At 69.1% G+C, this 13,705-nt stretch carries 13 protein-coding genes; 5 read left to right on the top strand and 8 right to left on the bottom strand.

Features of this window, described 5'->3' with window-relative positions:
- Nucleotides 1-102: 102 nt before the first annotated feature.
- On the top strand, nucleotides 103-2,397 hold the full coding sequence (locus tag DBO33_RS05370; protein WP_107654036.1) for a helicase-associated domain-containing protein: 2,295 nt from the start codon (nucleotides 103-105) through the stop codon (nucleotides 2,395-2,397).
- Here DBO33_RS05370 and DBO33_RS05365 read toward each other — a convergent pair whose 3' ends face one another.
- The gene (locus DBO33_RS05365) at nucleotides 2,398-2,928 is read right to left on the bottom strand and encodes an LppU/SCO3897 family protein (protein ID WP_167768924.1); all 531 of its coding nucleotides are present in this window, start codon (nucleotides 2,926-2,928) and stop codon (nucleotides 2,398-2,400) included.
- 301 nt (nucleotides 2,929-3,229) lie between these two features.
- On the opposite strand from DBO33_RS05365, the gene DBO33_RS05360 reads away from it, so the two are divergent.
- A complete protein-coding gene (locus DBO33_RS05360) occupies nucleotides 3,230-4,051 on the top strand; it encodes a hypothetical protein (RefSeq protein ID WP_107654035.1) in 822 nt (273 codons plus the stop codon).
- A 10-nt stretch (nucleotides 4,052-4,061) separates the two neighbouring features.
- Here DBO33_RS05360 and DBO33_RS05355 read toward each other — a convergent pair whose 3' ends face one another.
- From DBO33_RS05355 to DBO33_RS05335, 5 genes are all read right to left on the bottom strand, one after another.
- A complete protein-coding gene (locus DBO33_RS05355; RefSeq protein WP_107654034.1) occupies nucleotides 4,062-5,465 on the bottom strand; it encodes a M1 family metallopeptidase in 1,404 nt (467 codons plus the stop codon).
- Nucleotides 5,466-5,536: 71 nt separating this feature from the next.
- Nucleotides 5,537-6,175: a LysE family translocator gene (locus DBO33_RS05350; RefSeq protein ID WP_107654033.1), complete on the bottom strand. Its 639-nt coding sequence runs from the start codon at nucleotides 6,173-6,175 to the stop codon at nucleotides 5,537-5,539.
- 53 nt (nucleotides 6,176-6,228) lie between these two features.
- Nucleotides 6,229-6,897, bottom strand: a complete 669-nt coding sequence (locus DBO33_RS05345; RefSeq protein WP_107654032.1) for a DUF3239 domain-containing protein — start codon at nucleotides 6,895-6,897, stop codon at nucleotides 6,229-6,231.
- A 41-nt stretch (nucleotides 6,898-6,938) separates the two neighbouring features.
- The gene (locus DBO33_RS05340; protein ID WP_107654031.1) at nucleotides 6,939-8,597 is read right to left on the bottom strand and encodes a DNA repair helicase XPB; all 1,659 of its coding nucleotides are present in this window, start codon (nucleotides 8,595-8,597) and stop codon (nucleotides 6,939-6,941) included.
- Between the two features lie 104 nt (nucleotides 8,598-8,701).
- Nucleotides 8,702-9,304 (bottom strand): GNAT family N-acetyltransferase, encoded by a 603-nt coding sequence (locus tag DBO33_RS05335; RefSeq protein ID WP_107654030.1) that lies wholly within the window; start codon nucleotides 9,302-9,304, stop codon nucleotides 8,702-8,704.
- A 107-nt stretch (nucleotides 9,305-9,411) separates the two neighbouring features.
- Between DBO33_RS05335 and DBO33_RS05330 the strand changes: the two genes are divergently transcribed.
- The 3 genes from DBO33_RS05330 (at nucleotide 9,412) to DBO33_RS05320 (ending at nucleotide 12,198) form a co-directional block, all read left to right on the top strand.
- Nucleotides 9,412-10,317 carry a sigma-70 family RNA polymerase sigma factor gene (locus DBO33_RS05330; RefSeq protein WP_107654029.1) on the top strand — a complete coding sequence of 302 codons (906 nt, stop codon included), beginning with the start codon at nucleotides 9,412-9,414 and terminating at the stop codon, nucleotides 10,315-10,317.
- A gap of 95 nt (nucleotides 10,318-10,412) precedes the next feature.
- Entirely contained in the window at nucleotides 10,413-11,582 is a 1,170-nt protein-coding gene (locus DBO33_RS05325; RefSeq protein WP_107654028.1) for a pyridoxal phosphate-dependent aminotransferase, read from the top strand.
- A gap of 67 nt (nucleotides 11,583-11,649) precedes the next feature.
- The gene (locus DBO33_RS05320) at nucleotides 11,650-12,198 is read left to right on the top strand and encodes a dihydrofolate reductase family protein (protein WP_107654027.1); all 549 of its coding nucleotides are present in this window, start codon (nucleotides 11,650-11,652) and stop codon (nucleotides 12,196-12,198) included.
- Nucleotides 12,199-12,228: 30 nt separating this feature from the next.
- Here DBO33_RS05320 and DBO33_RS05315 read toward each other — a convergent pair whose 3' ends face one another.
- Nucleotides 12,229-12,936 (bottom strand): trimeric intracellular cation channel family protein, encoded by a 708-nt coding sequence (locus DBO33_RS05315; RefSeq protein ID WP_107659998.1) that lies wholly within the window; start codon nucleotides 12,934-12,936, stop codon nucleotides 12,229-12,231.
- A gap of 68 nt (nucleotides 12,937-13,004) precedes the next feature.
- Nucleotides 13,005-13,649 (bottom strand): LysE family translocator, encoded by a 645-nt coding sequence (locus DBO33_RS05310; protein WP_107659997.1) that lies wholly within the window; start codon nucleotides 13,647-13,649, stop codon nucleotides 13,005-13,007.
- Between the last annotated feature and the right edge of the window lie 56 nt (nucleotides 13,650-13,705).

Below are 13,705 nucleotides of genomic sequence, written 5' to 3'. Positions count from 1 at the left end.
CGATATTCGGTGAGTTACCCACGTGCTACCGAAATCGGGCGTGACGTGGGTATCCGATGTGCGCCCCGGCAGGCCACGGCCCGAGACCGTAGGCTGGATCGGATGACCGCGACCTCCTTAGCCGGGTGGTTGGGTGCGCGTACTGATGCCCAATTGGTAACGCTGCTCCAGCTCCGGCCCGATCTGGCTGTGCCGCTGCCCTCGTCGATGGCCGTGCTGGCCGCGCGGGCCGAGCAGCGCGCCTCGGTGCTGCGCGCCACCGATGACCTGGACACTCTCGATTTCGCGATCCTGGAAACGCTTGCGGTGCACGGGGTGACGCGGACCGACAGCAACGGCGCCCCGCTGACGCGCGCCGAGCTGCACGTGCAGCTGAGCGATCGCGTGCCCGCCGCCGCGATCGACGCGGCCATCGATCGATTGACCGCCCGCGCCCTGGTCTGGACCAGCGAGGACGAGCTGCATCTGATCACCGCGGCCGTCGAGGCGCTGCCCTGGCCGATCGGCAGCACCACCGAGATTCCCGATTCGCTCACCGAACCCGAAGTGCGCGAGGCACTGCCCGACCTCACCTCGGCGGCGCGGGCGCTGCTGGACAAGCTGGCCGGCACCGGCCCGCGCGGGCGCACCAGGGACGCCGCGCCGGGCACGCCGGCCGACCGGCCGGTCCAGCAGCTACTGGCCCGCAGGCTGCTGAACCGGATCGATGACGAGACGGTCGAGCTGCCCGTCACCGTCGGACAGGTGCTGCGCGACGAGCCGGTTACGCATCCGCACGCGTTGACGCCGCCTGCCCCGAAACCGAAGAAGCAGGCCGCCGCCGACGTGAATGCCGTCGCGGCAGGCGAAGTGGGCGAACTGCTCCGGCACTGCACCGCCGTCCTCGACATCCTCGGCCAGGCACCGGCCCCCGCTCTGCGCGCGGGCGGGCTCGGCGTGCGGGAGCTACGTCGCATTGCCAAACAGACAGGCATCGACGAGCCCCGCGCGGGTTTGCTGGTCGAACTGCTGGCCGCCGCCCGACTGATCGAAAAGGGTTTGCCGGACCCGCCGCCGGAGGTCGACTCGGCCGACGATTTCTGGGCGCCGACCCCCGCGGTCGACGCGTGGCTCGAAGCCCCACTGGCTCGCCGCTGGGTCGCGTTGGCCATGGCCTGGCTCGAATTGGACCGGATGCCATGGATGATCGGCATGCGCGACGCCAACGACAAACCCCTCGCGGCGCTCGCACTGGAGCTGCGCAACCCGCACGCGCCGCGCGACCGGCACGCCATGCTCGGCCTGCTCGCCGAGTATCCGTCCGGCAGCGCCCTCACCCCCGCCGATATCGGCCGCGTGCTCGCCTGGCGGCAACCGCGCTGGCGCAGGCACTTCCGGCTGGAGGCGGTGCAGCAGACGCTGGCCGAGGCCGCCGCGCTCGGCTTCGTCGGCCGTGGCGCGCTCGGCTCGCCTGCTCGCGCGCTGCTGCACGGCGCGCCGACCAGCGCCGCCGATGCCGAGGCCGCGATGGAGGCGGCGCTGCCCGCGCCGGTCGATCACGTGCTCGTGCAAGCGGATCTGACGGTGATCGCGCCCGGCCCGCTCACCGCCGAGTTACAGCATCGGGTCGAGCTGGTCGCCGACGTCGAATCCGCCGGTGCGGCAACGGTTTACCGCATCAGCGAAACGTCGGTGCGGCGCGCGCTCGATGCCGGGCTCACCGCGGCCGAACTGCACGCGCTGTTCACGAAGCATTCGCGGACCCCGATTCCGCAGGCGCTGACCTATCTGATCGACGATGTCGCCCGGCGGCACGGGCAGTTGCGCGCGGGCATGGCCCAGTCGTTCCTGCGCAGCGACGACCCGGCGCTGCTGGCCCAGGTGCTGGCCGCGCCGGTGGCCGGGGCGCTGGCGCTGCGGGCCATCGCGCCGACGGTGGCGATCGCCCAGGCGCCGCTCGGCGAGGTGCTCGAGCAGCTGCGCGCGGCCGGTTTCGCGCCGGCGGGCGAGGATTCCTCGGGCATCATCGTGGATCTGCGCCAGCGGGGCGCCCGGATCTCGGCGCGGCCCAATGCCAGGCCGCCGTGGCGGCCGACGCCGCCGAGCACCGAACAGCTGGAGCTGCTCGTCACCGAGCTGCGCGCGGCCGACCGCGCCACCAGCGCCCGCTCCGGACAGTCGGTGCGAATGGATGGCACCCGCACCAATACCGCGGCGACCCTGGCGCTGCTGCAATTGGCGGCGCGGGTGCGGCGGTCGGTGAACATCGGCTACGTCGACGCCTCCGGCGTGGCGACGCAGCGCGTGGTGGAGCCGCTCAAGGTCGGCAACGGCCAGCTCGACGCGCTCGACCCGGTGACCGGCGCGGTCCGGCACTTCACGCTGCACCGGATCGCGTCGGTCGCCCTGCTCGAATGATCAGGCCTTGGGCTTGGCCAGGCAGAAGGTGATCTTCGGGGTCTCCGAGATGAGGCGGAAGCTGTCCGCGTCGGCCCCGCACAGCAGCTCGTCGGCTTCGCCGTCGATCCGCTTCACCACCTTGAAGCTGGCCTCGGGGGTAGTGCAGTCCACGTGCTTGTAGCCGGTGGCCGGGCTCTCGTTGTAGCAGCTGCCCTGCTTGAAGTTGGGCGCCAGGCACAGGAAGGCGGTGGTGCCGCCCGCGAGGGTCTCCTCATAGGAGGTGTAGTCGGTCGGGCACTCGGTCTTCTTGTCGAAGGTCTGCGCGATCTTGTAGACCGCCTTCTCCGACGAGCAGTCGACCGGCTCGGTCTTGGCGTCGGTCGACGAACTCTTGGTGACATTGATGCAGTCACCGACATTGGCCTTGGCCGTGTCGGACTTGCTGGCATCCTTGGCCGCCGAACAACCGACCACCGTGACGACCACCGCCGCCACCGCTACGAGGGCAAGCACCACGCGTGCCAGCAGCCTCGCTCCTGGAAACTTCACCTGAAAACCTCTCTCACCGAACACATTCACGCCGCTCGCGAACGCGGTGAGGATACCCGGACGCCGAGTACGGCCGCATCAGCTCCTGGGGTGATATCAGCGGACGGGAAACGACGGGCCTAAAACATGTAGGACATGCCGAGCAACGCGTACCCGAGGATCCTCGGGAGCAGACTGCCGAGCACTTGCAATCCAAAGAAGTTCACTAGCAACGCCTTTCGCGTATCACCCATAACGTGGACGTTCGTCCAATACGTGGGTTCTTTCGCTTCGACAGACCGAGTCGTTACGCTTGGCCAGTATGACGCTGGACGACGTTGCCCGCGACTTGTACGGACTCGCTCCGAGTGAGTTCGTCGCTGCCCGCACGGCCCAGGTCAAAGCGGCCAAGGAGGCGGGCGACAAGGAGCTCGCGACCGCCATCGGCAAATTGCGTAAACCCACGGTCACCGCGTGGACGGTGAATCTGCTGGCCCGCGAGGCTCCCGCGGACGTCGAGGCGCTGCTACAGCTGGGCGCGGCGCTGCGCTCGGCGCAGCGGAAACTCTCCGGCGACGAGCTGCGCAGCCTCACCGGGCAGCGGCAGCAGGCGGTCAACGCGCTCGCGAAGAAGGCGGGCACACTGGCCGAGCAGCACGGACATCCGGTGAACGAGGGCGTGCTGCGCGAGATCGGCCAGACCTTGACCGCGGCGCTGGCCGACCCGGACGTCGCCGAGCAGGTGCACTCGGGAACATTGGCGACCGCGGCGACCTACGAGGGCTTCGGCCCCGCCGGTCCGGGCCTGGTCGCGGTCGACGACGAGGCACCCGAGCCCGCCGCTGCGGAACCGGCCGAGGACAACCCCCGCCAGGAACTGGACGACGCGCTGGAGGCACTCGAATCTGCCCGGGAGGCAAGGGATTCAGCGCACGAGGAGGTCGAGCGGGCAGCCGATCAGCTGGGTGACATCGATGCCCGGATCACCGAGTTGAAGGAAGAGCTCGCCCGCGCGGAGCAGGAGCGTCAGTTCTGCCGCACGACCGAACGCACGGCCCAGGACCAGTTGCGCTCGGCGCAGCGACAGCTCGATCGAGTGGAGCGGTGGGTCGAGCGGGCGCGCGAGCGCGTCGACGGCGACTAACGAAGCCGGCTCAGCCGCGCAGGCCGCCCGGGAAGAGGTACTGCTCCGGTGGCGGCGCCGTCTGGTTGAGCCAGGCGTCGAAGAACCCGGTCAGGTCCGTAGGCGACTTCGACTGGACGAACGTGCGGAACTCCGGCATGGACGCGTTCCCATACACGTAGCGCGCGTTGAACTCTCGCACCGTAGCGAAGAACACGTCGTCACCGAGCTGCTTGCGCAACGCGTGCAGGAACAGCGGACCGCGGTAGTAGACGGAGGTGAATTCCGTTCCGGCACCGGGGTTTCCCAGCGGTATCTGCCAGAACTCGCCGTTGCCCAGGAACTGCTGAATGGTCTCGCGGTACTGCTGGTCGACGTCCTTGCCTTCCTTGTACTCCGGCCACAGATAGTCGGCGGTGTAGCTGGCGAAGCATTCATTGAGGCAGATATCGGACCACTGGCGCACCGATACCGAATCACCCCACCACTGGTGCGCGATCTCGTGCACCACGGTCGGCAAATCCGTCCACGGCGCGTAGATCGGGCGGGTCTGGGTCTCCAGCGAGAACATGATGTCGGCGTCCACGTAGATGCCGCCCGACGAGTCGAACGGGTAAGGGCCGTAGAGGCTTTCGATGAAGTCGAGGATCTCCGGCAGCCGCTGCTCGGTCTCCCGGTTGCGTTCGGCTCCCGGGGCGAAGGCGCTGATCAGCGGGGTGCCGTTGGCGCGCTGCTGGTCCAGGAAGCTGAACTTGTCGATCGCCACCGTGGTCAGGTAGCCGAGCACCGGCTGCCGGGCCTCCCAGCTGACGGTCCGCCGCTCGCCCTGCACCACGTCCTGGGTGCGCACACCGTTGGAGACGACCTCCCATTCCGCGGGAACGGTGGCGTGCAGCGCGAAAGTGGCCTTGTCCAGCGGGGTGTCGTTGAGCGGGTACCAGGTGGTGGCCGAATGCGGCTCGCCCGCCGCGAAGGCACCGCCGCTCGGCGCGAACGTCCAGCCCTCGCCCTCGGTGTTCGCGGCGGGACCGGCGTAGTCCACGGTCACCGTGAAGGGCAGGCCGGGCAGCAGCGGCAGCATGGGCGTGACGGTGAGTTCGTGCGCGCCGTTGCGGTGGAATGCGGCGGGCAGGTTGTTCACCGACACCACGCGCACGTCCGGCCCGGCGAAGTCGAGGTTGAACGCGCGCAGCGCCTGGGTCGACACGGCGTCGATGCGGGTCGACCCGGTGAGCTGGTGGCTCGGCGGGTCGTAGTCGATGGTGACGTCGTAGTGGCGGACGTCGTAACCGCCGTTACCGTCCTCGGGGTAGTACGGGTCGCCGAGCCCGGACGACCCGGTGATCGGATCGGGCGGCGGTTGGGCGGCAGCGGGGACCGCGGCGGTGACCAGTGCGCCCACTACCGCGGCGCTTATCCAGCCGGACAACCTCATTCGACAACCACCCCTTTTTCGCCCCCCACCTTCCGGTACGGCCGTACCGACCCCGATGGATGGTAGCCGGTTCAGTCCGTGCTGCCGCTGAGCGCCACCGACGCGCCGAGGCCGACGATCATCATCCCGCCTGCCCCGCCGACCGCTTCGAGCCGACGTGGCGAGCGGGCGAACCAGGTCCGGGCCGAGGCCGCGAGCAGGGCCCAGGCACTGTCGGACACCACGGCCACCGCCAGGAAAACGGAGCCGAGGATCAGGAATTGCAGCGGCAGCGAGCCGGCGGCGGGCTCGGCGAAATGCGGCAGGATCGCCGCGAAGAAGACGATCGCCTTGGGGTTGGTCAGCCCGACGATGATGCTCTGCCGCAGCACCTTCGCGTCCGGTACGGACTCGATCGTGGTGCCCAGCGCGGCGCGCAGCGACTTGCGCTCACGGAACGCCTGGACCCCCAGGTACATCAGGTACAGCGCGCCTGCGAACTTGATCACGGTGAGCGCCAGCGACGAGGCCATGAGCAAGGTGCCCAGCCCCACCGCGACCAGCAGCAGCACGAAGAAGACACCGATGCAGTGCCCGGCCACCGAGAGCAGCGCCGCGCGCCTGCCGAGCGTGAGCGCACGTCCGATGGTGAACAGCACACCGGGCCCGGGGACGATGATGAGGATGGTCGCCGCCGCGAGAAACGCCAGCAGGTTGGACATTGGAACCATTTACGGAGTCTAAGCGGGCGCGCAACCCGAAAAAGGGTAGATCGCCGGCGGACTCAGGACCCGAGATCGCCCGGCAACTGATCCGGATCCAGCAGCAGCCGCTTGGCGGGCGCGCGCCGCACCTTGTCGGGGAGCGCGAGATTGTCGGTGAGCAAACGCCATTCGATGTCGCTGATCGCGGCGCGGGCGCGTTCGATGACCGCCTCGTCCGTGGTGCCCCAGGCGATCGGCATGGCGCTGACCGACTGCCAGCGCTCACCCACCTGCCGCGGCGCGCGATCGGTGCGTACAGCGACTGCGGGCACCCGCTCTCCCGCCTCCGCCGCATGACCGGGCAGCGCGCGGACCCGGCGGATCACCAGTGCGTAGCGGGAATCGGTGGCGCCCGGCTTGGCCACATCGACCAGGGCGAGCAGCACCACGCTCGACGGGTAGGTCTCCGAGACCACCGCGGGCACGAGCTCACCGTCGGTGTACAGCTTGTCGATGCTGGCGTGCCGCGCGGTCCAGAAGGCCACCCACAGCGCCACCACCGCGCCGAGCACGAAGGCGACGGCCAGCAGATAGGCCCACGGGTGGTCCAGCCAGATCAGATACGCGGCGCACGCCGTCGCGACGACCGCGGCGGCCAGCGCCATGATCCGTAGCCGCCGCTGGTCGGCGAAGACTTCGTTGACCGCATGGGCATGCTTGCGGTCCACCGGAAATTCGAAGCGTCGCACGTCCCTATTCCTAGCACAGTTTGCGGAGGAAAAGCCTCCGCTTATCCGATGGCCGGACCGAGCAGGTCGTCGGCGTCCATGATGCGGTAGGCATACCCCTGTTCGGCCAGAAAACGCTGACGGTGCGCGGCATATTCGGCATCGAGGGTGTCCCGGGCCACCACCGAGTAGAAATGGGCTTGGCCGCCATCGTGTTTCGGCCGCAGCAGCCTGCCGAGGCGTTGCGCCTCCTCCTGCCTGGAGCCGAAGGTGCCCGAAACCTGCACCGCGACCGACGCTTCCGGCAGATCGATGGAGAAGTTGGCCACCTTGCTCACCACCAGCACCGGGATCTCGCCCTGCCGGAACGCCTCGAAGAGCTCTTCGCGCTCTTTGGTTTTCGTCGAGCCCTGGATCACCGGCGCGTTGAGCGCCGCGCCGAGTTCGTCCAGCTGGTCCAGGTAAGCGCCGATCACCAGGGTCGGCGCGTCCGTGTGCTTGGCCAGGATCGACTGCACCACCGGGATTTTCGTGCGCGCGGTGGAGCACAGCTTGTAGCGCTCCTCCGGCTCGGCGGTCGCGTAGGACATCCGCTCGGCATCGGTGAGCGTCACCCGCACCTCGATGCACTCGGCGGGGGCGATCCAGCCCTGCGCCTCGATGTCCTTCCACGGCGCGTCGTAGCGCTTCGGGCCGATCAGCGAGAAGACGTCGCCCTCGCGGCCGTCCTCGCGGACCAGCGTCGCGGTCAGGCCGAGACGGCGGCGCGACTGCAGATCGGCGGTCATCCGGAAGACCGGCGCGGGCAGCAGATGCACCTCGTCGTAGATGACCAGGCCCCAGTCGCGGCTGTCGAACAGCTCGAGGTGCTTGTACTCGCCCTTGGTGCGCCGGGTGATCACCTGATAGGTCGCGATGGTGACCGGGCGGATCTCCTTGCGCTCGCCGGAGTATTCGCCGATCTCCTCCTCGGTCAGCGAGGTGCGCGCCAGCAGCTCGCGCCGCCACTGCCTGCCCGCGACGGTGTTGGTGACCAGGATGAGCGTGGTCGCCTTGGCCTTGGCCATCGCCGCGGCGCCGACCATCGTCTTGCCCGCGCCACACGGCAGCACCACCACGCCGGACCCGCCCGCCCAGAACGAGTCGGCGGCCATTTCCTGGTAGTCGCGCAGGTGCCACTTGTCGTCGGAGTAGTCCAGTTCGATCGGGTGCGCCTCGCCGTCGACGTACCCGGCCAGGTCCTCGGCGGGCCAGCCGATCTTCAGCAGCATCTGCTTGATCCGGCCGCGCTCGGAACCGTGCACGATCACCGTGTCGTCGTCGAGGCGGGCCCCGAACATCGGCGCCAGCTTCTTGTGCCGCAGTACTTCCTCCAGCACCGCCCGGTCCAGGCTGACCAGTACCAGGCCGTGCGCCGGATGCTTGACCAGCTGCAACCGCCCGTAGCGCGCCATCGTGTCCACGATGTCCACCAGCAACGGCTGCGGCACCGCGTACCGGGAGAAGCTGACCAGCGCGTCCACCACCTGCTCGGCGTCGTGCCCGGCCGCCCGCGCGTTCCACAGCGCCAGCGGGGTCACCCGGTAGGTGTGCACATGCTCGGGCGCCCGCTCCAACTCGGCGAACGGCGCGATGGCCTGCCGCGCCGCGTCGGCCAACTCGTGGTCGACCTCCAACAGCAGCGTCTTGTCGCTCTGCACAATCAGCGGACCGTCCGTCACAGCCCCTCCTCGCGTCGATTCCGGACCATTCTCCCTGAGACCTCCGACAGCCCGGCACGGCCGGGTCCCTGACCACCACAATCGTGGACTCGGCGCCGGTCGGCTCAGTGCGGTCGAGGGGTCTGTTCGAGGGTGCGGTGGAACTCCGCGGGCCAGTCGAGGGCGGGGCCCGGCGGGTCGGTGGGCAGGCGGGCGGCCAGCCAGTGGTCGCGGCGGCGGCCGCGCTGCAGGCTGCCCTGACGGGACAGGCCCTCGGAGTGGAAGCCGGCCCGCCGGGCGACCGCGGCGGAGGCGTAGTTGCCGACGAAGGCGCGCCAGCTGATGCGCTGCAAGGCCAGGCCGGCGGGGCGGAAGCCGTAGTCGCAGACCAGGTTCACGGCCTGGGTCATCAGGCCGCGCGACCGTGCGCCCGGGGCCAGCCAGTAGCCGATCTCGGCGGACGACTCGTCGCGTTCGCCGAGACCGATCATGCCGACGACGGGGCCGTCCGCGGACAGGCGCAGCGCCCAGGTGGGGCTGTGGCCCGCCCAGCCGGGGCGGACGATGTCGTCGATGAAGGTCTGGGCATTGTCGCGGGTATAGGGCACCGGGATGGTCACCCACTCGCCGATGGACGGGTCCTGACAGCACTCGGTGATGACGTCGATGTCCGCCTCGGTGGGGATGGAGAGCCAGACGGTTCCGTTCGACAGCGCTTGTGCGTCCATCGAGTCATGTTGTCACGAATCGCCCGGTGGGATCATCGGGTTTACCGCGTGTTCGGTCGGCGGCACCGCGGTAAATCGACCCGCCGGGAGCTCGTAGAATCTCGGTGATGGTTGCCGCTCTGCTTGCCGGATTGTTCGAATCACATCGAGCGCATCTGCTCTCGGTCGCGTATCGGCTGACGGGCAGCGTCGGCGACGCCGAGGACGCGGTACAGGAGAGCTGGCTGCGCCTGGCGGGCGCCCGGCAATCCGAAATCGACGACCCGCGGGCCTGGCTGACGACCGTGGTGAGCCGCATCTGCCTGGACCGGCTGCGCAGCGCCGCGGTGCGCCGGGAAAGCTATGTGGGGCAATGGCTGCCGGAGCCGGTGGTGACCGGGCGCACACCGTCCAGCACGCCGGACCTGTTGGAGACGGTGGTGCGCAGGCAGGAATACCGCCTCGCGGCCATGGTGGTGCTGGACAGTCTGACCCCGCCGCAGCGGGTGGCTTTCGTGCTGCACGACGGGCTTGCGGTGCCGTTCGACGAAATCGCCGAGATCCTCGAGGTATCCCCCGACGCCGCCAGGCAGCTCGCGGTGCGGGCGCGCAAGGCCGTGGCGCAGACACCGCCGCCGGTGCCGGACGCCGAGCACGAGGTCGCGGTGCAGCGGTTCCTGACGGCGCTGCGGTCCGGTGACGTCGGCGCGGTAACCGCTGCCCTGCACCCGGATTCGGTGGTGATCGGCGACGCCGACGGGACCACGTCGACCGCGGTGAACATCCTGCGCGGCGCGGACCGGATCGCGCGGTTCTACCTCGGGCTGGTTCGCAAGTACGGATTGGACGGCACCGACGTGGAGCCGGCGTACGACTACGAATTCGCTTCGGTCAATGGACAACTGGGGTTGGTGGTCGCTGCGGGGGACGGGCATCCCGCTCGGGTCATGGGCTTTACGGTGTGCGACGGACTGGTGTGGGGCACTTACGATCTCGCGAACCCGGCCAAGCTCACCGGCATCCGATTGGGTTGAGCTCGTACCCGGCCTGCCGTAGCAGACCGGGTACCGATCCGTCGACCCCCGATGTGGCCGGATTCACACCACGAATGCTGAGCTAGTCTCCGAACATGCCTCCGCAACCCGCCACCGTTGCTCGACTGCGCCCGTTCGCCGCCACCATCTTCGCCGAGATGACCGAGCTCGCCGTCCGGTACGACGCGGTCAACCTTGGCCAGGGTTTTCCCGACACCGACGGGCCCGCCGGCATGCTCGAGGTCGCCAGGCAGGCCATTGCCGACGGTCTCAACCAGTACCCGCCGGGGCGCGGCATGCCGGTGCTGCGGCGGGCGATCGCCGACGACCGGGCCCGCCGCTACGGCACCCACTACGATCCCGACACCCAGGTGCTGGTGACCGTCGGGGCGACCGAGGCGATCAGCGCCGCCGTGCTCGGCCTGGTGGAGCCGGGGTCGGAGGTGGTGTTGATCGAGCCGTACTACGACTCCTACGCCGCCGCAGTCGCTTTGGCGGGTGCGCAACGACGCACCGCGCGGCTGGTCGCCGACGGCGATCGGTTCGTGCTCGACCTGGACAGCCTGCGCGCCGCGATCACCCCGGCGACCAAGATGCTGATCGTCAATTCCCCGCACAACCCGACCGGCACAGTGCTCGGCCGCGCCGACCTCCAGGCGATCGCCGAAATCGCCTGCGAGCACGATATTTTGGTGCTCACCGATGAGGTCTACGAACATCTCGTCTATGACGGCGTCGAGCACATCAGCCTGGCCACGCTGCCCGGCATGGCCGAGCGCACCATCGTGGTGTCCAGTGCGGCAAAGACTTTCAACGTCACGGGCTGGAAGACCGGGTGGGCGTGTGGCCCGGCGGGGCTGATCGACGGTGTGCTGGCCGCCAAGCAGTTCATGACCTTCGTCGCGGGCGGGCCGTTCCAGCCCGCGGTCGCGCACGCGCTGAACCACGAGCTCGAGTGGGTCGCCGGACTGCGGGACACGTTGTCCGACCGGCGTCTTCGCCTTTCCGCGGCACTCGCCGACACCGGGTTCGGCGTGAAGTCCAGTGCGGGTGGCTACTTCGTGTGCGGCGACATCACGGCCCTCGGCGCGTCCGACGGTCTCGCCTTCTGCCGCAAGCTGCCCAAGCGGCTCGGCGTCGCCGCGGTCCCGGTCAGCGTTTTCGCCGACGATGCCGCGGCCTGGAGCCAGCTGGTGCGCTTCACCTTCTGCAAACGCGACGAGACGCTCGACGAAGGCGTGCGCCGCCTGCGCACGGCCGGCTGAACCGCGCGCGGAGATCCGCCGGAAAACCTGTCATACCCTGTCAAGGTTCACTGACAGGGTATGACGCATGGCAACCCAATACTTCACCGCGACCAGCCTCGACGGCTACATCGCCGACGAGCACAACTCGCTCGACTGGCTGTTCCAGATCGACGACGCCGACGGCTCCGCAGAGCACCACATCACCGAGTTTCTCGGCAACGTCGGTGCGATGTGCATGGGCGCGACCACCTACGAGTGGATCGTGGCCAACGACCCGCCGGAGAACTGGGCGAAGAACTACGGCGATCGCCCGTGCTGGATCTTCACCCATCGCACGCTGCCTGCCATCCCGGGCGCCAACCTGCGTTTCGTGTCCGGCTCGGTCGAGTCGGTGCACAAGGAAATGGCGGCAGCCGCAGGCGAGCAGAATATCTGGGTCCTCGGCGGCGGCGACCTGGCCGGTCAGTTCGCCGACGCCGGGCTGCTCGACGAGATCATCGCCGGCATCGCGCCGGTGACCTTGGGCGCGGGTGCGCCGGTGCTGCCGCGCCGAATCCTGTCCGCGCGAATGAAACTCGTCGAGGTCACGCATATGGGGCAGTGGGCAGAGCTGCGCTATCGGTTGTCGCGCTAGCCGTTGTGCGGCACCCGTCCTGCCTTCCGATCAGGACGGGTGCGGCAGCGTCGGATCGGCCGGTGGCCTGCTGCGTGGATACCGACGGGCTTGCGGCGCATGCCATCCGAAGCGCAGCGCGAGCAAACGGAAGACGATGGCGCCGAGCGCGGCCAGCGCCCCGGTCCACGCCTGATAGACGCCGAAGTGCAGCAGTGTCGCAGTGGTGGCGGCCCCGATGAGGGCGGGCACCGCGTAGATCTGGTCGGGCCGAAGCACATTCGGCGTCTGCCCGCCGAGCAGATCCCGGATCACGCCGCCGCCGATCGCGGTGACCAGGCCGAGCAACGCCGCCGAGGGCGCACCGAGGCCGCGGGAGTAGGCGATGACCGTCCCGGTCACGCAGAACAAGCCGAGCCCGAAGGCGTCGGCGACCTCGAGCGGACCGCGGGTCAGCCGCCGCGACGGATGCCAGAAGAAGATCACCGCCGCGGCCAGCATCGCCGTGTACAGATAGCTGAGGTCGACGAACGCGGCGGGCGGTGTGCGGCCGATCAGCAGATCCCGGATGATGCCGCCGCCGAGCGCGGTGGCGCACGCGAGCACCAGGATGCCGAAGATGTCGAAATCGCGCCGGACGGCCAGCAGCGCACCCGAACTCGCGAACGCGAAAACCCCGAACAACTCGCCGATATGCTGCACCGCATCGACCGAGAGCCCGAAGTGAGCGGCCGACACCCCCGCACCGAAATCCACCATGCCGCTCACCGTGTCATATCCCGCCACACATACCGCACCGACAGGCGCGGCTGAGACGGGTCGCGGCGTCAGGCCGGAACGGGACGGGCGCGATCGGTAGCGACGAGGACCGCGATGGTGCCGAGCATGGTGCCCATGACGTACCGCTGGGTGCGGAGCCAGAGTGGGCGGCCGGTGAGGAAGTTGGAGATGCTGCCCGCGCCGAGCACGATCAGCCCGTTCACCGTCAACGCCACCGCGATCTGCACCAGCCCGAGGCACAGGCTCTGCAGCCAGACCTGTCCCTGATCGGGCGCCACGAACTGCGGGATCAGCGCCATGTACATGATCGCGATCTTCGGATTCAGCAGGTTGGTGACGAACCCCATCGTGAACAACCGCCGCGCCGGATCCGGAGCCAACGCCGAGGGCGCGAATACCGAAGTCCCGCCGGGCCGCAACGCCTGCCAGGCCAACCACAGCAGATAGGCCGCGCCGGCCAGCTTCACCGCGAGATACAACCCGGGCACCACCGCGAACACCGCCGTGATCCCGACCGCGGCTGCGATCAGATACACCGCGAAACCCGCCGCGACACCGCCCAGCGATACCAGCCCGGCGCGCCGTCCCTGCGACACCGTCCGAGAAACCAGATACATCATGTTCGGCCCCGGCGTCAGCACCAACCCCAACGCCACCACCGCTACCCCGAACACCGCCGCCATTTCGATCACACAGTCGATCGTCACGCACCCGCGCCGACGCGTCTCGGTCCACTTCGAGGTTGCTG

This window comes from Nocardia suismassiliense (genome assembly GCF_900269665.1).
In the GTDB taxonomy this organism is placed as follows: Bacteria; Actinomycetota; Actinomycetes; order Mycobacteriales; family Mycobacteriaceae; genus Nocardia; species Nocardia suismassiliense.
Note: the sequence above shows the minus strand (reverse complement) of the source record. Positions and strands in the feature narration are given on the sequence as shown.

Bases quoted from the DNA above. Each gene is read 5' to 3' on its own strand.
- DBO33_RS05315 (WP_107659998.1), bottom strand. From the start codon at position 12,936: ATGGTGGATTTCGGTGCGGGGGTGTCGGCCGCTCACTTCGGGCTCTCG.
- DBO33_RS05325 (WP_107654028.1), top strand. From the start codon at position 10,413: ATGCCTCCGCAACCCGCCACCGTTGCTCGACTGCGCCCGTTCGCCGCC.
- DBO33_RS05335 (WP_107654030.1), bottom strand. From the start codon at position 9,304: ATGGACGCACAAGCGCTGTCGAACGGAACCGTCTGGCTCTCCATCCCC.
- DBO33_RS05360 (WP_107654035.1), top strand. From the start codon at position 3,230: ATGACGCTGGACGACGTTGCCCGCGACTTGTACGGACTCGCTCCGAGT.
- DBO33_RS05350 (WP_107654033.1), bottom strand. From the start codon at position 6,175: ATGGTTCCAATGTCCAACCTGCTGGCGTTTCTCGCGGCGGCGACCATC.
- DBO33_RS05355 (WP_107654034.1), bottom strand. From the start codon at position 5,465: ATGAGGTTGTCCGGCTGGATAAGCGCCGCGGTAGTGGGCGCACTGGTC.
- DBO33_RS05370 (WP_107654036.1), top strand. From the start codon at position 103: ATGACCGCGACCTCCTTAGCCGGGTGGTTGGGTGCGCGTACTGATGCC.
- DBO33_RS05320 (WP_107654027.1), top strand. From the start codon at position 11,650: ATGGCAACCCAATACTTCACCGCGACCAGCCTCGACGGCTACATCGCC.
- DBO33_RS05330 (WP_107654029.1), top strand. From the start codon at position 9,412: ATGGTTGCCGCTCTGCTTGCCGGATTGTTCGAATCACATCGAGCGCAT.